Annotated in this window: 12 protein-coding genes and 2 pseudogenes; 7 read left to right on the top strand and 7 right to left on the bottom strand. The window is 70.4% G+C overall.

The features are described 5' to 3' along the window. Positions 1–49 precede the first annotated feature (49 nt). Complete coding sequence (locus tag ACL02U_RS23655) at positions 50–742, bottom strand: GntR family transcriptional regulator (RefSeq protein WP_412792916.1); 693 nt, start codon at positions 740–742, stop codon at positions 50–52. Between the two features lie 147 nt (positions 743–889). Between ACL02U_RS23655 and ACL02U_RS23650 the strand changes: the two genes are divergently transcribed. The 3 genes from ACL02U_RS23650 to ACL02U_RS23640 all read left to right on the top strand — a co-directional run bounded on the left by ACL02U_RS23650 (position 890) and on the right by ACL02U_RS23640 (position 3,978). Next, positions 890–1,810, top strand: a complete 921-nt coding sequence (locus tag ACL02U_RS23650; RefSeq protein WP_412792915.1) for an ornithine cyclodeaminase family protein — start codon at positions 890–892, stop codon at positions 1,808–1,810. A gap of 61 nt (positions 1,811–1,871) precedes the next feature. Continuing rightward, the gene (locus ACL02U_RS23645) at positions 1,872–3,161 is read left to right on the top strand and encodes an NAD(P)/FAD-dependent oxidoreductase (RefSeq protein ID WP_412792914.1); all 1,290 of its coding nucleotides are present in this window, start codon (positions 1,872–1,874) and stop codon (positions 3,159–3,161) included. Positions 3,162–3,531: 370 nt separating this feature from the next. After that, a complete protein-coding gene (locus ACL02U_RS23640; RefSeq protein WP_412792913.1) occupies positions 3,532–3,978 on the top strand; it encodes an ATP-binding protein in 447 nt (148 codons plus the stop codon). Between the two features lies 1 nt (position 3,979). Here the strand turns inward: ACL02U_RS23640 and ACL02U_RS23635 are convergent. From ACL02U_RS23635 to ACL02U_RS23620, 4 genes and pseudogenes are all read right to left on the bottom strand, one after another. Continuing rightward, positions 3,980–4,111, bottom strand: a pseudogene (locus tag ACL02U_RS23635) (IS630 family transposase); the annotation flags it as partial. Positions 4,112–4,246: 135 nt separating this feature from the next. Continuing rightward, positions 4,247–5,764 carry a PucR family transcriptional regulator gene (locus tag ACL02U_RS23630; RefSeq protein WP_412792912.1) on the bottom strand — a complete coding sequence of 506 codons (1,518 nt, stop codon included), beginning with the start codon at positions 5,762–5,764 and terminating at the stop codon, positions 4,247–4,249. Next, complete coding sequence (locus ACL02U_RS23625; RefSeq protein WP_412792911.1) at positions 5,761–6,981, bottom strand: DUF917 domain-containing protein; 1,221 nt, start codon at positions 6,979–6,981, stop codon at positions 5,761–5,763. The genes ACL02U_RS23630 and ACL02U_RS23625 overlap by 4 nt, the downstream gene beginning before the upstream one ends. Further along, the gene (locus tag ACL02U_RS23620; protein WP_412792910.1) at positions 6,978–8,339 is read right to left on the bottom strand and encodes a hypothetical protein; all 1,362 of its coding nucleotides are present in this window, start codon (positions 8,337–8,339) and stop codon (positions 6,978–6,980) included. Before ACL02U_RS23620 ends, ACL02U_RS23625 begins: the two co-directional genes overlap by 4 nt. Positions 8,340–9,455: 1,116 nt before the next feature. Here ACL02U_RS23620 and ACL02U_RS23615 point away from each other — a divergent pair. Next, on the top strand, positions 9,456–10,394 hold the full coding sequence (locus ACL02U_RS23615) for a hypothetical protein (RefSeq protein ID WP_412792909.1): 939 nt from the start codon (positions 9,456–9,458) through the stop codon (positions 10,392–10,394). An 882-nt stretch (positions 10,395–11,276) separates the two neighbouring features. Here ACL02U_RS23615 and ACL02U_RS23610 read toward each other — a convergent pair. Continuing rightward, a complete protein-coding gene (locus tag ACL02U_RS23610) occupies positions 11,277–12,440 on the bottom strand; it encodes an RICIN domain-containing protein (protein WP_412792908.1) in 1,164 nt (387 codons plus the stop codon). A 1,277-nt stretch (positions 12,441–13,717) separates the two neighbouring features. Continuing rightward, a pseudogene (locus ACL02U_RS23605) lies at positions 13,718–14,749 on the bottom strand (DUF2637 domain-containing protein); the annotation flags it as partial. A 228-nt stretch (positions 14,750–14,977) separates the two neighbouring features. On the opposite strand from ACL02U_RS23605, the gene ACL02U_RS23600 reads away from it, so the two are divergent. The 3 genes from ACL02U_RS23600 to ACL02U_RS23590 all read left to right on the top strand — a co-directional run bounded on the left by ACL02U_RS23600 (position 14,978) and on the right by ACL02U_RS23590 (position 20,331). Beyond that, on the top strand, positions 14,978–17,014 hold the full coding sequence (locus ACL02U_RS23600) for a peptidoglycan-binding domain-containing protein (protein WP_412792930.1): 2,037 nt from the start codon (positions 14,978–14,980) through the stop codon (positions 17,012–17,014). 314 nt (positions 17,015–17,328) lie between these two features. Continuing rightward, entirely contained in the window at positions 17,329–18,981 is a 1,653-nt protein-coding gene (locus ACL02U_RS23595; RefSeq protein ID WP_412792907.1) for an RICIN domain-containing protein, read from the top strand. Positions 18,982–19,464: 483 nt separating this feature from the next. Beyond that, entirely contained in the window at positions 19,465–20,331 is an 867-nt protein-coding gene (locus ACL02U_RS23590; RefSeq protein ID WP_412792906.1) for an RICIN domain-containing protein, read from the top strand. The last annotated feature ends 141 nt before the right edge of the window (positions 20,332–20,472 follow it).

Raw genomic sequence — 20,472 nt, 5'->3', positions numbered from 1 at the left:
GGCCGGACGGTGCCCGGTGCGGTGGCTGCGGGGACGCTGTACGCCGGTGTCACAGGCCGTCCTCCGCCTTGCCGGCCCAGATCCCGCGGCTGTGCACGAGGTGTCTGCGCATGAGGTCGGCGCAGAGCGCGTCGTCGCCGGACATGAGGGCGTCCACGAGGGCGATGTGCTCGTCGCCGGACTGCGCGAGTTCCCCCTGGTCCGCCAGTTTCTGAAGGCCGTGCATCCTGGCCTGGTCGCGCAGCTGGCCGACCATGGCCACGAGTCGGCGGTTGTGCAGCAACTCCAGCAGGCCGAGATGGAACTGGCGGTCGAGATCCAGGAAGGAGACGAGTTCCCCTTCGCGCGCGGCGCGGGCGAGCTGCTCGGCCAGTTGCCGGAACGGTGCGAGGGGCGCCTTGTCCGAGAGCCGAGCGACCTCGGCCGTGGCCGGGACCTCCAGCATGGTGCGCAGCAGGAAGATCTCGTCCAGGTCGTGCTCGGTGAGTTCCGGCACCCTGAAGCCCCGGTTGCGGATGATCTCCACCATGCCGGCGTTGGCGAGGTCCATGACGGCTTCGCGGACCGGTGTGACCGAGACGCCCAGCTCCGCGGCGACGTTGATCACGCTTTCTACGCGCCCGGGCTCGATCTGCCCGAGTGTGATCCGGATCCGCAGGGCCTCCCGTGCCTGCTGGCGCAGGCTGACCGACTTGAGCTGCGGCTTGTGCGCGGGCTTCGCTTCCGGGCGAGAAGTAGTCACGCCTTATGCATAACACGGAACATCCAGGCGCCCCAGGGGCGCACCCTCGCGCTACTCCTTGCCGCATTACCTAAGGTGTAATACCTTACTGGGGTTTTCTCCTGGACGAGTCGGTCGAGGAGCCCGACGAACACGATGCGGAGTGCCATGACGACCACGACCGTCACAGAACGCGAGATCCGTGAGGCCGTGACCATGAAGGAGGCGATCGACGCCGTCCGCGACGGATTCATCGACCTCGCGGGCGGCATGTTCGAGATGCCCACCCGCATAGCGCTGAACGACGGCCAGTTCCTGGTGATGGCGACCCGCCACCGTCCGACCTCCTCCGCCATGATCAAGACGCTGAGCGTGAACTTCCGGCGCACACCCGCCATCACCGGCATCGTGGTGTGGAGCGAGGCCGGCCGCCCGGACCAGCTGGTCGCCGACGCCGGGCCGGTCACCGCCCTGCGCACCGGGGCAGTGGTCGGTGTCGCCACCGACCTCCTCGCCGCCCCCCAGGCCGACCGGCTCACCCTGATCGGCGCCGGCGGGCAGGCCCCGGACCAGGTCCGCGCCGTCCACGCGGTCCGGCCCCTGCGCCGACTGACCGTGGTGGACACCGACCCCCGGCGCGCCCGGACGCTCCTGCAGACGCTGGAGACCGAGCTGGCGGGGGTCGACCTCGACACCGCAACGGACGCCGACCACGCTGTCTCGGAAGCCGATATCGTGTGCTGCGCCACCCCGGCGACCCAACCCCTGTTCCAGGCGTCGGCGCTGCCCGCCCGCGTGCATGTCAACGCCATCGGAGCGTTCCGCCCCACCATGCGCGAACTGCCCGACGACCTGCTCGCCGACAGCCGCGTCGTCATCGACGAACTCGATGCCGTGCTTCAGGAATCCGGCGAGATCATCCACGCCCTCGAAGCCGGTGCCATCACCCAGGACTCGCTTGCCGAACTCGGCCACGCACTCACCGGCCCGCCCGTACCGCACGGCGGGCGGACCGTGTTCAAGACCGTCGGCGTCGCCACGCAGGACTGGGCCGTCGCACGCCTCCTGGCCGACAAGTTCCTCCACTGACCCCCACCCCGCCCAGGGCCGCCCGGCCACCGAGAACCCCTGACAAGGACGATCGACAACGATGACGGACAGCGCAGTGATTGTGGGCGCGGGCGTGGTCGGACTGGCCACCGCCCACCGACTCGCACAGGACGGTCTGGCGGTCACCGTCGTCGAGGCCGCCCGCGGCACGGCGGCTTCAGCCTCCGTGCACAACGCCGGATGGGTGGTCCCGATCATGTCGGCCCCTGTACCGGCACCCGGAATGCTCGGCAAGGCCGCCCGCTGGATGATCCGCAGGGACAGCCCGCTGTACGTGCGGCCGTCCCCGCGCCCCGAACACGTCCGCTTCATGGTGAACATGCTGCGCCGCTGCAACCCCCGTGACTTCGAGTACGGCGTGCAGGCCTTGGTCTCCCTCAACGCGCGCACACTGGCACTGTTCGACGCCTACGAACGCGACGGAGTGGACTTCGAGTGCCACCGCACGGGCCAGCTCATGGCGTTCACCACGCAGCAGGCCCTGGACGGCTACCGGGCCGACATGGCCTCGATGGAGCGCATCGGGCACACCGCCGAGCCCCTAACCGGTGACGAGCTCAGAGACCTCGAACCCGCCCTCGGCCCACAGGTGCACGCCGGCCTGCGCTGCCCGCAGGAACGGCATCTGGACCCGGCCGGCCTGGTCGCCGGCCTCGAGCATCGCTGCCGCGAACTCGGCGTCCGGTTCCTGCGCGGGCGCCGCGTCACCGACATCCGCTTCCGCGGCACCGAAGCCTCGTCGGTCCTCGCCGGGGGCGAGGAGATCCCCGGCACCCACTTCGTCCTCGCGGCGGGCGTACACACCGCCGCTCTGGCCCGACTGGCGGGATTCCCCCTGCCCATCCAACCGGGCAAGGGCTACGGCTTCGACGACACCTCACAAGCCGTCGAACTGCGCCACGCCGTCTACCTCGGCGAGGCGAAGGTGGCCGTCACCCCCCTGCGGGACCGGCTGCGCTTCGCCGGGACGATGGAGTTCGGAAGCTTCGGCGCGGCCATCGATCCTCGTCGCCTGCTGGGCATGGCCCGCTCCGCCCGCACCTACCTGCCCGGCTTCCCCCCGTCGGCACCCGAACAGAGCTGGTCCGGACTGCGCCCGATGACCCCCGACGGACTGCCCGTCGTCGGGCCGCTGCCCGGCACGGACAACGTGCTCGTCGCCAGCGGTCACTGCATGCTCGGCGTGACCCTCGCGCCGGTGACCGCGGACCTCATCGCCACGGCCATCGGCGCGGGCCGCCACGGAGCCGACACGTCCGACATCGCCCTCCCCTTCGCGCCGCAGCGCTTCGCCCCGCGCCGGCGCCGCGCGGCGTCCACACGAACCTGACGCCACCACCACCACCACCACCGGTTCCGTCCGTGCCACGACGCGGTGGACGAACAGCCCGGGGCACACAGGCCACGCCCGTGTGCCCCGGGCTGTTCTCGGGGACGAGGTCGGGACCGGGCCGACGTCGTCGAGGCCTCCCCGTCCGCTTGATCGGATACGACAGCCGCTGCGGACGATGTGCAATCCGCCCAGTGACTTCCCTTCGCCGGCAGCACGCCGCCCATGGCTGCCGCCCCTCCCCTTGAGAAGCTGCTCCCATCGCGGCAAAGCCGCGCGAGGCGGTTCCCCCATCCGAGGAGGGGCCATGAGAAATCGCCGATCTCGGTTCGTTGAAGCACCCGCGGTCCCTCCTGGTCACGATCTTCCTGTGGATGCCTCCGTGGTCCGGCCCGCTCCGGCCGACGCCCCGGACCGGGCGACTTCTCACCAGGCACTGATCTCCCTTCCGGCCGCCGATGGCCATGTACGGACCGCTCGCCGGTTCGCCTCGCGCGTGCTGAGCCACTGGGGCATGGGTTCGGATGACCGAAACTCCGTCGTCCTGATCATCAGCGAGCTAGCCACCAACGCCTCACGGCATGGGCGTTCGGAGATGACTGTGATGCTGGCCCTGTCCCAGGGGATGTTGAGCATTGCGGTTTCCGACAGCGGACGCCCCTGCCCCACGGCCTCGCGGCTGGTGTGCAATGATCCGGACGAGCACGGCCGCGGGCTCGACATCGTCGAAGTCCTCTCCCACTCCTTCGCCATACGGGAGACGGACAACGGCCGCCGTGTGGATGTCGACGTGCTGCTCACCGACCTGGAGGCATGAGCAAACTCGACATCGCGTTCACGGAGAACCGGTTCCCGCTCCGCCGTACGACGGGCGTCTTCCCCTTCTCTCCCCAAGTGCGGCCGGTGACCTGGTCGGCGAAGAGGATCTCACCGCCTTCGGCCGTCACCTTCGGTGGCGGCTTCGGGGACCCCGCCGAGCGTGACGTCGAGGCGATCCGCGCCGACGTGCTCGACGGTCAGGTGCCAGCAGCACGCGCGGCCGAGTTCTCCTCGATACCGCGCCGGGGCTTGGTCGTTGTGACGTGTCAGCCCCTGTCTGGCAGCACCGCATAGCAGGCAAGGTGAAGGGCCAACCGCTGATCGGGATGGTCAAGATCGATTCCTCTCGCCCTGATCCGCTCCACCCGACCGAGCACTGTGTTGCGATGTACGCCGAGCCGGGCGGCGGCCTGGCTGGTGGAGTTCGAGCAGTCCAGCAGTGCGGCCAGCGTGATGACCAGCATCGTCCCGTCAGGTGCTGTGAGCAGGTCACGCAGGACGATGCGGGCCGCGTGCCGGAGGTCTCGTTGGGACAGTGCGGCAAGCATCACCTGGTAGCCGAGCTCGTCGAATGAGCGGACCGTCCCATGGCCCTGCCGCACTGTTACTGCGGCTGCCAGCGCCGCCTGCGACACAGACTCCCGCAGCCCTTGGGGGCCCTGCGCAACGCGTCCCACACCGCCGCTCAGATGGACAGGTGAGCGCATCTGGGTCAGCACCCGCCGCAAGGCCTTCGCCGTTGTCTGCTCATCGATGTGGTCCCCGCTCCACCAACTGACCCACCCCGTGTCCCAGGGCACGAGAGGCAGGTCTGCCACGGTCTCCTGCCAGGCGGAGACGACACCAGGGCCGGAGACGGCGGTGTCCAGCGTGGAGTTCGACCGCAGGAAGACCGCCACATGTCGTCCCTCGACACGCCAGCCGAACGGGCCCTCGGCCAGAGCCTGCGTCTCCTGGTCCTGTGCAGTGGGGCCTTGACGCGTCGTTTCCTGGACAGGACCGGAGGGCGCGCGGAGCAGGGTGCCGAGCGCCACTCGTCCACGCTCGGAATCGTGCACCGCGCTGATGTGGTCCTTGGCCACCGCAGCGCCCAGCGGCGCGCGTGCCAACCGCAGAATGAGATGTACCGTGTCGGCCCATGACCGCGACGGCGGACCGGCTACGGCTGCGACGAGGTCGCCCCAGCGATGGCCCTCGGGGTCGGGCACGTCCACCCGCACCGCGTGTTCGCTGTCGGCGGCGGAGGCCCGACCGGCCAGTACACGGCCGTCCGGGGCCACGAGCGCGACGGAAACTCCTGGGACCTCCGAGTTCATGACGCCGACGATGCTACGGACGCTGCTGCGCTCGGTGAAGAGCTCCGCGCAGTGTGCCGCGAGCCGTGCTCGGGCGGCTTCGGGGCTGGCGATGGCCGCGGCAAGCTTCACCGTGCAGGCTGCCATGTCCCCGTCCACGACGAAGACAGGGAGTTGCATGCGCCGGGCCAGTTGGGCGGTGGTCTGCGTGAGACCGGCGACGGAAGGGCTGACAAGGCAGGCGGCGCTGCGCTCCCAGGCCAGTCGGAGCGCCGACTCGACCGTCCAGGCTCCCTGGGCCAGAGTGCCGGAGAGCACGATCGCCGTGCCCGGCTCACACAAACGCACCTGGTCCAACTCCGAGACGAGCGCGACCTGCGACACCGGCCGGGTCAGGTTCTCCCCGGCGAGGATCTGGGCGACGCTCAGCGGCCCGTACCTGACGAGCTCGTCCACGGTCAGTTCTCTGGGCTGTCCAGCGCGCTTCATCTGCCCTCCTCGCAGGGGTGGCGCAGGGAATAGCCGAAAGCTCGCGGTCCGGCGAGGGCCAGTCCGGCAGCGGTGCGCCATACCGGAGCGGCGGGCACGCACAGAACGCTCACCTGGTCGCCTGCGGTCAGTCGCTCGGGTCCGGTCATCCGCAGCGTCCCTTTGTCGAGCAGGCAGATCAGGTCGGGAACGGCTGCGGTCAGGGCGCCGTCGGTCAGAGCGAGGAGCAGCTCTGTGTACGCTTCCAGCCGGATCAGGCGGCCGCTGTCCTGGTCGTGGACGACTGTGTTGATCGGGTTGCCGGGATATACCGCCTGCCCCACCGAGGGGCCGACCTCCACCACCCGCCCGCTTCCTACCGTGCGTGCTCCAGTGGCCTCGGACAGGGCGCGAAGAAGCCGCTCGGCGGGGGCGTTCGTGAGCCGGTGCGCGGCTTGTGGTCCGGGCGGTGGCCCGTCGGAATCGGGGTCCTGGGGTGGGGTTGCGGAGGGAGCAGCAAAGGCGGGCCACGGTGAGACGTCGCCGAGTTCGCGTGCGCGCATGGTGCTCGGTGCATGTGCGCGCAAGACCTGGCCGACATCTATCAGGCGGCTCATGGAACCGTGGATCGCGGCCTCCCGCAGCCGTCCGGCAGGGCCTGGATATATCCCGCACAACAGCCACCCGCCGGCGGCGCGCACCAACGACCTGGCGATCCGTTCGGCTCGGGCCGAGCTGGTCTCCAGCAGCGTCAGATCGTGCCCGGTGCTGACGGTCGCCAGAGGGGTGAGGGGCAGTCCGGCCAGTTCGTACGTGGTCTGGTGGATCAGCGGGAAGACGCGGCCCATGCCGTCGCAGTCGATCAACGGCAGTCCCAGTACGGCGGCGGCTGCCACGGGGAGAAGCGCGTTGACGTTGGCGGCGTTGAGTGCCATCACGGCCGCCGGCGGGGAGCCGAGGCGGCCTGCCAGGCTCCGTGCGATCATCTCAGGTTCGTCCCCGGACGGCGGCAGCTCGGACATGGGGACCGGCGAGCCCAACAAGCCGACGGCCACACACAGTGCGTCCGGGTCGAGCTCATCGACGGTGACAAGCTGCACGGGTCCGGTGTGGGCGAGAATGTCCTCCAGCCAGACGCCCACGAACTCGATCCCTTCGCCCGCTGCGCTGGTGGAGAAGAACTCGGCACCCGCCAGCAGGGCTGGGACGTCGGCCAGGGAGATGGAGCGGGCGGTCATGGATCGACCTCGGCCTGCCCGCTGGCGCGCACCATCAGACGGTAGGCGCCGCTGGGGAGGAATGACAGCGACAGGATTTTGGCGTCGACCACGTGTTCGCTGCCGAGTATGGCGCCGCTTCTCGCCACCAGCGTTAGCGCCCTTTGCTCCGCCGCCTTCCGCTTGCGGGCGATTTTCTCAGGGGTCTCTGCGTAGAACACGGTGTCCAGCCAGGCACTGGGCTCGGCAAAGGCCGCACCGACAGCAGCGAGTTCAGCAGGAGGCTCCACCAGCACGGAGGTGGAAGGCAGTCGGGTGATAGCGGCTCGCGCCCGCTCAAGGGCGGCCTTGTGCCGGTCGTGCCGATCATGGTCGTCACCGCTTGGGTTGGCCCCGTCCGAGGCACCACTGGCGACGGCGATCACTCCTGGGAATTGGTCGTGCTCGGTCAGCAAAGCGAACACGGACGCGGAATCCGCCGGGGAACCTGTGATCGGGGTGAGTGGGGTCTGGGGCACGGCCATCCTCACCCCGCCCGGGCCGGGGAGGTCGGTCGCCACGCGTGGCAGACCGCCCCGGACGTGCCCCACAGCGAGCCCGTCCGGACCGGCAAGCCCCACCAGCGCGTCCTCGTAACCGGCTAGTGCCGCGGCCCCGATCAAAGCCGCGGCGCTGGTGGCCGACAGTCCCAGCACGGGCAGCGTTCGCAGCCGCTCCCCCGAGATCCGGCCGCCGTCCCCGGCCATGAACCAGACCGATGTATCTTGGCCGAGCCGGCCGGTGAGGGCCGCGCAATGCTCCACGACCCGCTCGGCGGTGGAAAGGAGCGCGGCGTTGATCACGGTCGCGGCTCCGCGGTCCACCAGACCGAGTCCGCCGACCTCGTGTGAGAGCGAGATTTCGGTCTGGGGATGGAGGCTGCGGATCAGTTCGGCGGCGGCCAGCTCATGATCGGGGGAGCCGGGGGCTCCCGTGGCCGTCACCGCGAAGGTGCTCGTTCCCTCTTCGTAAGCCGAGGCGGCGCTGCGAAGCACCTCTTCGGCGTCCAGTGGGGAGAACTGAACGTCGAAGAGGTCGTGTCCTCCGGTCACCAAGGCCCGCCGCCGCACGAGCGACCGCAGGAGCGGAGAGGGGTGGCGGCCGCCGAGGGTGTGAACCGGTGGCCGGGGCGTGATCCGCAGGGTTGCCACCGGTGAGCCGAACCGTGCCGGATCGAGTTGCGTAGAGACGTCCCATGTCACGGACCGGGGCGAGGTGTCGCGGGCGAGATCCCGCAGCAGGCGTGGGAGTGCCCGGTCGTCATCGGCGCGGCACTCGGCCTGCCTGATTCTCCCGTCGGTGACCAGGGCCGCACGAGCGCGGTCGGCGGTCAGCCGCACCCCGATCCGCCCACGGCCATCCATCTTAACGCCCTCGCTGTCGGAGCAACCTGTCGCATCCCACTGCCGTAGAAATCTGCAAAATATGTACAACCTCCTAATATAGGATATCTCGCTCTAATAGGTTGAATCCATTGCTATACCGTTCGAGGGTGATTTTGACCGGCTGGGGAGCCGGGCCAACGCTTGGGTGACCTGCCGGCACCACGGGCCGTCGGCCCGTTCCTGGTAGTCGGGCTTGCTGATCCAGGGGTACGGCTCGCCCGACATCGCCGGACGATGGAGTGACGCTCCGAGGCGGCCGGCAGGTCGTAGGGGCTGGGGGCCTGGGACGGGTTGGCGTCGCAGGCGCCGACCTCGCTCAGGTTCTGATCCGGGCCGCGGAGGCAGGCGCAGGTGATCGGTCGGACGGAAGCCCGGACTGCGGATCCGCGGGTTCCCCGCGGCTCGGACCGGGCTGAGGGCCGGCCGGACCACCGGCGCACCGGCCGGTGCGGGATCCGCCGAACAACGGGAGAGTTCCGGACGGACGCCGCCGTAACCGGGCAGTAAGGCGACGGCCATCGCCTGACACGGGCACGTGCGCCCCACCGGGGCGAGCAGACGGGTATCCGGGCAGGTATTTTTGCGGAAGTCGCCCCCCGTGTCGGCGACGGATAGTCGTCGTGTCGTCAACGAGACGGCCGAGGGGGCCGGTTCGGCGGATCGGTCGAGCGCCGCCGACCACTTCTCCCCTCCCCCTCCCCCCGGGTGCCCCGACGCCCTCGTGGTCCTTGGCCCCCGAATGAAGGCGTCGGGCCCTGCGGGCGGCGCTCTGCCAGGGGCGGCGGGACGTGCCCGCCCTTGCGCCGCGGCCCTCTGACCGGGCCCGACACGACCGGCCGCAGGAACTGCGTCGCATGCCCGAAAGGGGGTGCGCCAGGTGCGGGGGCGGCGGGCCGAGGTGAGAGTGCGGGCTCCGCAACTCGCTGTCCGCGTGTCCGCAGCCGGCCCGGTCCCGCTGCCCTCGTCCGGCCTCGATGTCTCGGGTGGGGACGTGAATTCCTGGCTGGTTCAACACCTCAGGCACCTGTCCGACAATCAGTTTGCATATTCGTCCATGGATGTGAAATCTCTGTGTTTGACCGCGGCCGGTGGCGACTGAGCCCCGAACTCGACGACGTGATCCTCGGGAGGCTGGTCAAGTCCCTCGATGTGCCGGGGAAGTGGGCCCTTGCGAGGGGGGACTCCTTCTACGCGAGCCGATTGTCGGGCCTGTTCGAACAGAGCGGCTCCAACTGGGACCGAAGGCAGCACCGCTTCTCCACTCTTGCCGGATCCCTGGCGCACACCGCCATTCCTGCACGCTGGCTGTCCCGGGAGCCGAAGAACCCGGATGCGCTCATTCTTTATGCCTGCTCGGGGTACGTCAGGATGCGCGAGTACGGGGCCGTGGCCGAGCCCTCATCGCTCATCGAGTTGTGTCGCACCGCTGCCGAACTGAACCCGCCGGATCCGACCCCGTGGGCGCTCATGATCGGGATTTCGTGTCTCGCGCACCTTCCGCAACGGGAGATCTTCACGGCCTGGAACGAGGCAGTCTCGCGGGATCGATGGAATCGCCAGGCGCATCTGCAGATGCTGGACCACCTCTCACCCGACAACGGCGGTTCCTACGTCCGGGTCACCGAGTTCGTCGACGCGGTGAGATGCGCGGTCCCAGCGGACTCGCCCTGCATCGGGATCGAGATGATTGCGCATGTCAATCACTACCGGAGGGCTCTCGACAGAGGGGGCGTGGCCGCCGTGACGGCCCCGTCGTACTGGTCGCAGCACACGGTGTCGGCAGCACTGGACCGCGCATTGAACCACTGGCCGAAACCGGGATTCCTCACGCACTCGGCAGCTCTGGCGGATCTGAACACCCTCGCCTACGCGCTGTCCGCCGCGCGCCGCGCGGCGGACGCGGCCACGGTCTTCGAGGCCATCGGAAGCGTGGTGACGCCCTGGCCCTGGTCCCTGGACGGAGACCCGCTGGACGAGTTCAAACGCCGGCAGCGGGCGACCCACCGGTAGACCCGGCGGCGTCGCCCCCAGGAAGGACAGGGCTCCGACAGAGTCGTCTGGTGGCTCTGTGACGTGGAGTTTTTGCGGGTGCGTGAGGTGTGCGGGCGTGTTCCGGTCCGGTTGGATGGAGGTTCCTACGCCTTCCGCCCGACCAGGGAACAACGCCCGCGCCATGCCATCGTCTCGCATCTCCGCGCCTGCTCGCACGCCCGTTCTGGAGCATAAGCCCGTCGTCGACCTGCTGGGCCTGACGCCCGATCCGCGCCGTCGGCGCGGGGTCCGCCACCCGGTGGGCGCGCTGCTCGCGGTCGCGGTGTGCCCGGTGACGGCCGGAGCGCGGGGATTCCGTCTGGGTGCCGGCTGGGCTGCGTTCCGACCGCCTGCAACTGGCCCGCGTGGTGCCGTCGAATCCGTCGCGGGGCCCTCGCCGTCTCGGCGCACCGGCCACCCATCGTCACGGCGCCCCGTGATCTTCACGGATCTTTGATCGAAGCACCTCAACCTGCACCATCGCGAGCCGCGTTCACACCTTCGGGCATGGATGAGTCAGGAGGCGTGCTCGACCATGACATGAGGGACGTCGATCGTGGCACGATGCGGGACCAGGCGAGGCTCCTCGGACGTGGCGTGGTGCGTAGAGAACACCACTGCAACGACCAGGAGCCTCGCCCCGTTTCGCCACTCCGCTGACTTGCCATCTCGCGCCGCAGAGACAGGATGGGAACGGTTCAGTGGGCCATATGCCGGAAGTGCCCCTGAACGCGGTCTCGACCGCAACGGAGCGCCACCGGCCACAGACGACCGGGCCGAAGAGAGGGGCGGGCCCTGCCTTGCCGGAGGCGCTCCGTCAGCGGGACTGAGACGAGGATTCAGCCCCGGTTGCCGACGACGTCAGCAGATCCCCGACCTTGTGGGTTCGCTCTTCCTCTCAGTGGCAGGCCATGAGTCGACGACCGGGAGGGCAATTGTCTTGTGGACTTTCCACGGGAATTTGCCGTTGACGTCGAAAGTCCATTCTCCGGTGACGTCACGCACCTTCTGGCTCGCCTCGACCCACGTCCACATACCCGGGGGGGTTGGTACCCAGTGGGATACCGATCTACTGTTGGAAGTCGACCATTCATGTGTTTGTGACAACGTGTACTTGGCAGCCACCTTCCCGAAGAGGCCGCCGAAAGGACTACCCTCCGCCGAGACTTCCAAGCTGTTGGTAATCGAGTCCCTCGTACCTTTGACGGTCTCTTCTGTAACAAGTACCCTACCTTCATCCTGCGACCCACCCGTGCCCGTTTGGTCGTTGTACCAGGGGCCTGCGAAGCAGTACTTCGGCCCGTACTTCACGTCAGGCGTGAGGTTTTCCTGGGTCCAGTCGCAGAAGTGGGTGTCCTTCTGGCACTGCTTGACGGCGTGTTCGATGGCGAGGGTTTTCAGCACCTGCTCGCCCGTGGACTGATTGGGAAGCGCCCTTATCGCGTTGAATATCCACTGCTGGTTTTCGCCGCCGTGACAGTCGTCAGCCCGGATGACGGTGCCATCCTCATAGCGTGCTCCGGTGGCATCGAGGCATTTCCCGGAGAACTCGTTTCGAATCATGTACGCAGGGGCATAGCCATCGATGCCTTTGACGGGTTGGAGATACCACTTCTGGAGCGACGGCCAGAGGGGTTTGCCGCAGGACTCTTGCCAGGTGGGTCCGTTGAAAGTCCAGCGGGGGGGGTGCGGCGATGTAAGGCACGTCCCGAACCTCTTGTTGATGAATCTGAGGGTTCCGTCGGAGGTGTCGGGAATGAATGCCCAGTACCGGGAGGCGTCATTGTGCGACGAGAGCGTCGCATACGAATCGGCTGCGGTCACGTTGAGGCTGTATAGCGAAGGCAGGTACACGTTGGAGCAGTTGAGCGTGAGGTAGGTGTTGTCGGCACAAATGTCATTGCTCCCTGCATGAGCCGGGGTGACGGCTATGGGAGACATCCCCGCACCTGTCACCAGGATTGCCCCCGAGACGGAACCGACGAACCGTCTGCGGACCGAACCAAGTCCGAGAAGACCTCTCACAGGCGTTTCTCCTTGCTGCTTGCACGGAAGGGACTTCTGCGGGGCCCGGCAGCGACGAGAGTTCCTGTGGCGTGTCCGTCGGCCCCGCGAGCCCACGAGGCCGGGGATCTGGTCCCGGGGTCCCGACCCAGCAGGGCGTGACCTCATATTCCGCCGTGCTGCGGTTCAGTGACATCGTGGGGAATGCCCATGGCACTACCCGCTTCCGGGCTCCGGAGACGGGAGAACTCCCGGTGGCACCCGAGCCCGTACGGCTTCGCCGCCGCCTCAGGCCGCCGCACGCAGCAGGCCTCCTCTGGTACGCCCTCATGGCCGGGCACCCCGACGGGCACCGGATGACGACGACCGCCCCGCCTGCTCGTCGCCTTTCACGAACGAGCCTTGCCCGAGCGCGGTGTAGAGCGGTCCCTCTTCACGCAGAGCGTCCGCGGCCCTCCGCACCGTGGACGGGCTGCGTCCCTCTTAACGGCCAGCTCGTTCACGGCGGGGAGACGAGGGTCTTTCCCGTGCTGAGCCTTTCCCAACCTGCCGTTGGAGTACGGCGGTTAGGTTGGCTGACAGTCGTGAACACGCTGGTAGACGGTTTTCGGTGACGACCACGACGAGCACCAGGACCACGGGCAAGGTGCCTGCGCAGCGCACCGAGACCTACCGGCGGTTGCCGGTGTACACGTCCGGGGAGACGCCGGCCCCGGACCGGAACACGCCCGCGTCTCACGTACCCGCAAGACTCCGCGTCACAGAGCTACCAGACGACTTTGCCGGAGCCCTGAGGGGAAGGAGCACGGACTGCTGTGCCACCTGCACCGATGGCGTGCACGTACCGGCCCCGCCCTCGTCCGCTGCGGGCCGGAACCGCCGACTGAGCCGGAGACGCGCCATACATACCGGCCGGGAAGCCGGTGCCGTCGGGTGCCCGAACGGTCGGCAGCACTGCCACGCGACCCGTGGAGCGTCGGAGACGAGATCGTTCGCACACCCCGGCGGCCCCGGCCCGGAGGCCTCGCTCACGAGGCGGCCCGCAGCCGCCCCAGCTTCTTCACCGCCGTCCAGCCCGCCTGTTCCCCGTTCCCCTCCCGTCCTGCGCCGCCACCGTCCTGCGCTGACGGACTCGTGGATTCCCGGGCGCCGACATCGAAGAGAGCAACGACGCGCTCGCCCGGCCCCCACCGGAGGAGGTCCGCCAGGCGCCCGTGGACACGTTCCCGGCCTCGCGCCTCCCGCCCGACGCGGCAGGGCATGCCGGCGGGGGCGGCATCGGTGGCGGCCGGTGGCCACCCGTATTCGCCCTTCGTCGCTGCGAGTTTGCGTGCGAGTGAGTCGAGTCTGGGAAGTGCCGAGGTGCCGTTGTCGGGACCGGAGTCGACCCCCGGGCATGCGCCTTACTCGCCCCCCGCCACCGCGGCCGCTGCCTTCTCCGCCTGTGTCCGCACCGATGCCGGTGCGGGCTCCGCACCAGTTGCGGAATCGGAGGTACCGTCCCCACCGGACAGCCGGTAGGCGCGTGTGCCGCGGGAGAAGAAGCGGCCCTGCCGCCTGATCGCCTTGAGCCGGGCCCGTTCCAGACGCGCCTGTTCCCGGCGGCGCAGGACCGCCTGTTCGGCAGTCGCACGCTGTTCGCGCACCTCTGTCACCGCCTCTTCCAGGCTGCGCACGCCCTCGAGAAGCATCAGCGACCATGCCGCAAACGTCTCGCGGGGCGCTCGCAGCCAGCGGACCATGCGGATCTGGGGCAGGGGGCGGGGGATCAGACCCTGCTCGCGCAGCGCGCTGCGGCGTGTTTGTTTCAGTGCCCGGTCGAACAGGACCGCCGCCGAGAGCGACATGCTCGCAAAGAATTCCGGAGCGCCGGCGTGATCGCCGCCGCGGGGCGCGTGGACCCAGTTGAACCAGGCGGAGGCCCCTGCGAACAGCCACACGAGCAGGCGTGAACCGAGTGCCGCATCACCGTGGCTGGCTTCACGCACCGCCAGGACGGAGCAGAACATGGCGGCGCCGTCGAGGCCGAAGGGAACCAGGTACTCCCAGCCGTCCGACAGGCCGAGGTTCTGCATGCCGAAACCGACCAGACCGTGAAAGGACAGGGCCGCGGCCACCGAGGCGCATCCGAAGAGGAGCGCGTAGGAGAGCGTCCCGTAGACGGCTTCCTTCCTGCGGCGCCGTTCCTCCGCGCGTTCCCAGGAGTCGGCCTGCGCCTCGTTCTGCGCGCTGTTCCGGCGGCTGCGCAGGAACAGTGCCCCGGCAGCGAGGACCGCCACACCGACGACGCCCGGCACTACCCACTCGAGCGATGTGTCCGCAAGTCTCATAAGGAGTGTCACATTCATGGGCTGAAGGGGGAGCGCCGGAGGCAGGAGTGCGGGGGCTGTCGGGTCGGGCCGACTGGTTCGGTCCCTGCGCGACGGTGGCAGACCGGCGATCGCCGGACACGGGCCGGTGGTCCGGGCGGCGCCCGCGCCGTCCGTCCCTCGTGCCGGGGATGCAGGGGACGGACGGCACAGGCGCCTGGAGGGGGCGGAGACGGCTGGTGGCGGCTCATGGTCACGCACCCGCCGGCTCCTCGGGCCGCCTTGTCGGCGACGGGACGACTGTGCGACACCGGCAGGCTTGCCGACCTCGGTCAAAATACCTGTTTCGGTACCCGTGTCGGTGGCGCCTCGTCGCCCGGGACCGATCCCGGAGACGGGGCCGACTCCCCCCTCCCTGAACGACGTTCTGCCGGTCGGGCAGGTCCGCGCGGTGGGCGCGGTGGCCGAATACGTCTCGGCGTCCGCCGCCGGCAACACGGAATGCCGCCGTTGCTCCGAGTGCCGCGAGCCCTTGCCGGACGACGGCCTCTCCCTGAGGGACGACGACCGCGAGGCCCTGCCCAGCCCGGCCACACCGGGCGTGCCGGGCGGCCCGCCCGGAACGCCCGTTCGCAGAGTCCCCTGCAGGGCTGTGTACAGGGCGGATGCTCCTTCGGGGCCTGTGCGCAGCGGGTGCGGGGAGCGTTCCTGCCGGGGCTGCCGAGGGCCCAGGGGGGGCGTGACGGCGCCGTGCCCGGGAGCACGGCGCTGATGCGGGCCGGTGCGACGGCGGCGTGCCCGGTGCTCGGTGTCGGTCCCGGCAACCCGATCTCCTCGTGGCGTGGTGGCGGCCCGCGAAGGCGCTCGGGCCGGTGCCGGACAGGCCGGGGCGGCCCGCCGCAGCCAATGGGGCCTCTGCCCGGGCGAGTCGGCGTGGTGGGCCGTGCCGGCAGCGGCAGCGCCGGTCCGTGCGTTGCGTACGCTGTCCGTCGTCACCCGGCCGGTGGCCCCTTCAGGAATCCCTCACAGACCCTGAGACGGGCACGGCGGGGCGCCGGCGCGGGGTCGGGACGGCGCGGAAGCGGGAACCCTGCCGGCTCGGGAACGTGCGGGGTGGAGCGCCGGTCCGTCGCAGGCCGGGCCGGCTGCAGAGGTCGCGGCGTGCAACCGGGCAGCGCCGCGGCCACGAGGAAAGAGCCGGGAGAACACCGCCGTGCCGCGGGTTACCCGCCTCACGGGCCCAGCGCCATGGCGGTCGGCGCCGTAGCCACGGGCGTTGCCCCGCAGGAATCGAGAGGGATCGGTGACATGAATCGGTGTTCCCGCTGTGGTGCCGTGTCGGCATCGCAGGACTGCCCCGTCTGCACGCTCGTCCTGGGTGCAGGGGGCCGCTCGGGGTGGTGGAGCGGCGATCCGCGGGAAGTGCCCGAGGAGTTCCGGCGGTTGCGGATACGCCCGTATCTCGGCGAGGCGGGCCCGCCCTGGGCCCAGGAGGCTCCCGGAGCGCTCGGGGAGGCCGTGTGGGAGCAGGCGGACCCCCTGTTCGGGGGCGCATATCCGTACGGCGCGGAAAACGGGTTCACCGGCCCCGAGACATCCGTGGCCGTGCGCCGGCAGGCGGGTGGGCGCGCGGGCGGCCGGCACGCGGGGGGGCGGCACGCGGCGCCCAGACGGCGTCTGCCACTGGCCGCCGGTACGGCTCTGGTCGTCGGGGCGATCGCTGCTGCTGCGGCGGCGCTGTCGAACCCCTCGCACCTGAGTACCGGATCGCAGGATCCGTCGGGCCAGGCGATGAAGATCACGCAGCCGACCTCGGACCCGGAGCCCGTCCAGCCGACGTCCCCCACCCCCACCCTGTCCGCATCCGCGTGGTCCGCCCCACCCCCACCCCCACCTCCACCCCCGCCGTCCCTGCCCACGCCCGAGCCGTCCACGCCGCCTCCCTCCACCGCACCTCCCTCCGCGCCGAAGCGGTCTGCGTCACCCGGGCGGGACGGGGACGACTCGCCTGCGCGTGTCCCGCCGCCCGCGACACCCAGCGCCCGGCCCACGCGGTCGCCGTCCTCGCAGTCCGTCCTGCGCCCGGGGGACAAGGGGGCCGATGTCAGGGCGCTGCAAGCGCAGTTGAAGTTGCTCGGGTTCTGGTCCCACCGCCTGGACGGCTGGTACTCCGGGCGACTGCGTACGGCGGTGGTCCAGTTCCAACGGGCATTCGGTGTCCGGGGGGACCCGGCGGGCGTCTGCGGGCCGGCCACGTTCCACGCTCTGCAACGTGCCGCGGGCTGAACACCTCGTGCTCTCCGCGACAGGACGCCCCCACGGGTTCGCCGCGCCGCGGCTCGGGGCCCCGCCGGTCGCGGCGCCCGAGGACCTGGTCGCGGCGTGGCCGTTCGGTCCCGGCTTTCTCCGCCGAGGCCGGCAGTGCATCCGAGGCGGGGACCACCTGCCGTCCCTCTCTTTCTCTCGCCCCCTTTTCTTCCTTCGAGCTCTTGCTCTCTCGGGACGCTGCACCGGGCCGCAGCTCTGCGCGGATCACCGCAGCCGCCCGCCGCGCCCCTTCCACCGGTCGTACCCCCTTGGCAGGCAAGGAGTATCGGTTCGTGTCAGCAGACAGCAGGAGACCGGACGAGGAACTCGTCCGGCTCATCGGCACCAGTGCCGGTGGGCAACGTGCGCGGGCCGAGGCGGAGTTCACCGCCCGTCACCGGTCGGCCGCCCGGGCGTACGCGGGTCTGTGCTGCCGGGAGGACCCGGCGGCCGAGGACTTCGCCCGTGAGGTGTTCGACGCCTGCCTGCAGGCGTTGCGCGCCGGCAGCGATCCGGGCCGCGTACGCCCATGGCTGATGAGCGCCGCGCGGCGAACGGCCGCCCGCTGGTACGAGGGCGCCCGCGGCGGCGACCTCGGCGGCGACGCCACCGGCTGGTTGGAGCCGCTGGCGCAGGACGGCGGGCTCCGAGCGGCGGTTGCTGCGCAGGAGGAGGACGCGCCGCTGCTGCGGGCCCTTCGCGGCCTGCCGCCGATCCAGCAGGCGGCCGTATGGCACATGGCCGTGGACGCACCTCTGCCCGGTGCATCGCTGCCGCCGCCCCCGGACTCTGCCGGGCGGCCATGGGACTGCCTGACCGGCCCGGCCCGCCTGGCGATGTACGCCTCCTACCTGCGCTCCCGGGCCACCGATGCGCCCCGGCGGGCCTGCCGCCACCTGACCGCGGCCCTGGGGGAGTCCGTCAGCCAGGACCCGGCCCACCCTGGTGACGAACTGGGCCGGCACCTGGCGGCGTGCGAGGACTGCACCCGCGCCGAGAGCGAACTCAGGGCCCTGCACACCGGTGACCGCGCCCGGTTGGCCGCCGCGCTGCTGTGGCCGCTGGGCCCGCTGCGCGCGCCCGTTCCCACGCCCGCCGAGCACGCCGCCCCGCCCGCGCCGCGGCGGGCCGGAGGCCTGCCCGGGGAAGGAGCCGGGGACGGCGCCGTGGACGGGGGAGGAACGCGGGCGGGACATCCGGCCGTGAAGTCCGTGGCCGCCGGGGCCGTTGTGACCGCTCTGGTGATGCTGGGCGCTCTGGTGTCGATGTCGGGCAGCGGAGCGGTGGCTCACCGGGCCGGCGAGATACAGAGGTGGCCGCTCGTCGTGACCAACACCCCCCGCGCCCGCGCGGGTACGCCGCCCGCCGCCCCGTCTCCCACGCCGGGCGGCACCTTGCGCACACGGCGGCCCTCGCCCGCGAGGGCCCCGGGCGGGCCGAGTGCCACCGCCTCGTCCTCCACGGCCCGCCCCGGCGGAGGCGATGGACGGTTCGTCTTGGTCAACCGGGCCACCGGCCTGTGCGTCGGTGCCGGAGACGGAGCGCAGGGGGCACTGCGGCTGGAGGACTGCGCCACCGGCGCGGTCCAGGTGTGGGAGCGGGCCGCGGCCGGCGGCGGGTCCGTCTACCGGCTGCGCGGGGCCGGCAGTGGCACCTGCCTGGACGGGACCGCACGGCCCGGAAACATCGTGCGCGTGGAGATGAGGTCCTGCGCCGCGCTCGGCGACACCCGACAGCTGTGGAGGTTCGAGCCGAGCGGCGATCCGGCCGGCTCCTACCGGGTCTTCCTCGTCCACCCCGTCACGGGCAGCGACTACGCCGAGCACCTGCTCGGGCCCGAGCACTGGGCGAAGTCGGACCCGCCGGGCGCCGGAACCTTCCTGGCCCACCTGCCGAACTACTACTCCTCGCCGAGCTTCCTGTTCGTTCTGCGACCGGCCCCGTGAACGCCGGATGCCACCCTCCGGCACGCAGCCCCGGTCACCCGCGGGTCCCGCGCCTCTCGCTCCGGCTCGGGCACCGAGCACCACCACGGCCGGACGCGTTCTCGGACGCCGACCGCGCCCGCCGCCGCACCCCGGAGCACGCGAAGGATCCCGCAGAACCGGCTCACGTCCGCAACCCCCGACACACACCGAGACAGGAAGTGGAATGTCAGTCGTGACAAACCCCTACGCCGACACACCGGCAGACGCCTGGCCGCCATCGCCGTCGGAGCTCTTCTGGCGACGGCCGCGGGCCTGACCCCCCACGCGGTCACTCCCGCTCAGGCCGACTCCCGCATCGACGCATGCGGCACCGACACCCTGCACTCCCTCAACTGCGCCGAGATCAGAACCCCCTCCGTCGGCAACAGGAACCTCGACCTGTACCCGCCCGCCGGAGCCGGCGGCCTGCTGGTCGCCTACTGGGTACATGCCGCGGCCCCCTTGTGGAAAATCAGCCCGGACCACTCCGACGGAACGTTCACCCTCTACAACCGCGGCTACGGCAAGTGCCTCACGGCCGACGGCTCCCACGACCTCGCCGGCGCGCGCGACTGCACGGGCGCCAAGGCACAGAAGTGGTACGTCACCCCCAGCGGGAACGTCAAGAACGGCGTCTTCCTGATCCGCAACGAGGCCACCGGGAAATGCCTGGACATCACGGGCAAACACCAGGACGGCGGGACCGTCCGGCCCGTCCACTGCACCGGAGCCCCCACCCAGCAGTGGATCATCGGGGCCAACGACCCGCGGCTGCCCGAGGCCGATCAGGGATCCAGTCAACTCCTCCGGCTTGCCATCGAGCACGCCTCCGCACAGTGTGCCAAGGACACCAACTCCTGCACCTGGACCCAGGACTCCGTGTCCCCGATGGCCCCCTCACCGGCACGCTGCTACACCTCGCCCTGGCACAACGACACGTCGCTCCAGCAAAGGTTCCAGACGGCCATCGAACTCGCCAAGGGCACGACCTACTCCATCGCCAACAGCCTGGAGGTCGCCGCCGAGACCGGTGAACTCACGGGCGCCCTCATCGGCAAGGTGACGATCAAACTCACCACCACCTACACCGCCGGCTGGTGGGAGTCCGAGACCAGGACCGAAACCCTGTGGCAGGACGTGCCGCCGGGCAAGTGGGGATGGGTCACCGTTTCCCGGCCCAGCCGCAAGGTCACCGGCGAGTGGACCTTCGACGTGCACGGCGTGGCGTGGACCGTCCCCGCCACCGTTTCCATCCCGGTCGCGGGGGCGCAGCCCGTCAAGGTGATCCACGAGTCCGACAGCGAGCCCACGAGCTGCACCACGGCCTGAAGCCCCCCGGAGGCCGTGACACCGAAGGAGAGGAACGACCCCGGGGACGGCGGGCCACCGCATCGCCGGCCCGCCGTCCCCCGGTGGGCCGGGCCGCCGTCCCCGGTGGCGCTCCACCGATTCAGCCGCCGCCCGCCCTGC

The organism is Streptomyces sp. MS06 (assembly GCF_047200655.1).
In the GTDB taxonomy this organism is placed as follows: Bacteria; Actinomycetota; Actinomycetes; order Streptomycetales; family Streptomycetaceae; genus Streptomyces.
The sequence above is the reverse complement of the archived record's forward strand: the minus strand, read 5'-3'. Positions and strand labels throughout refer to the sequence as shown.

Coding starts and splice junctions, on each gene's coding strand:
- ACL02U_RS23650 (WP_412792915.1), top strand. CDS start 890: ATGACGACCACGACCGTCACAGAACGCGAGATCCGTGAGGCCGTGACC.
- ACL02U_RS23645 (WP_412792914.1), top strand. CDS start 1,872: ATGACGGACAGCGCAGTGATTGTGGGCGCGGGCGTGGTCGGACTGGCC.
- ACL02U_RS23630 (WP_412792912.1), bottom strand. CDS start 5,764: ATGAAGCGCGCTGGACAGCCCAGAGAACTGACCGTGGACGAGCTCGTC.
- ACL02U_RS23625 (WP_412792911.1), bottom strand. CDS start 6,981: ATGACCGCCCGCTCCATCTCCCTGGCCGACGTCCCAGCCCTGCTGGCG.
- ACL02U_RS23600 (WP_412792930.1), top strand. CDS start 14,978: ATGGTCACGCACCCGCCGGCTCCTCGGGCCGCCTTGTCGGCGACGGGA.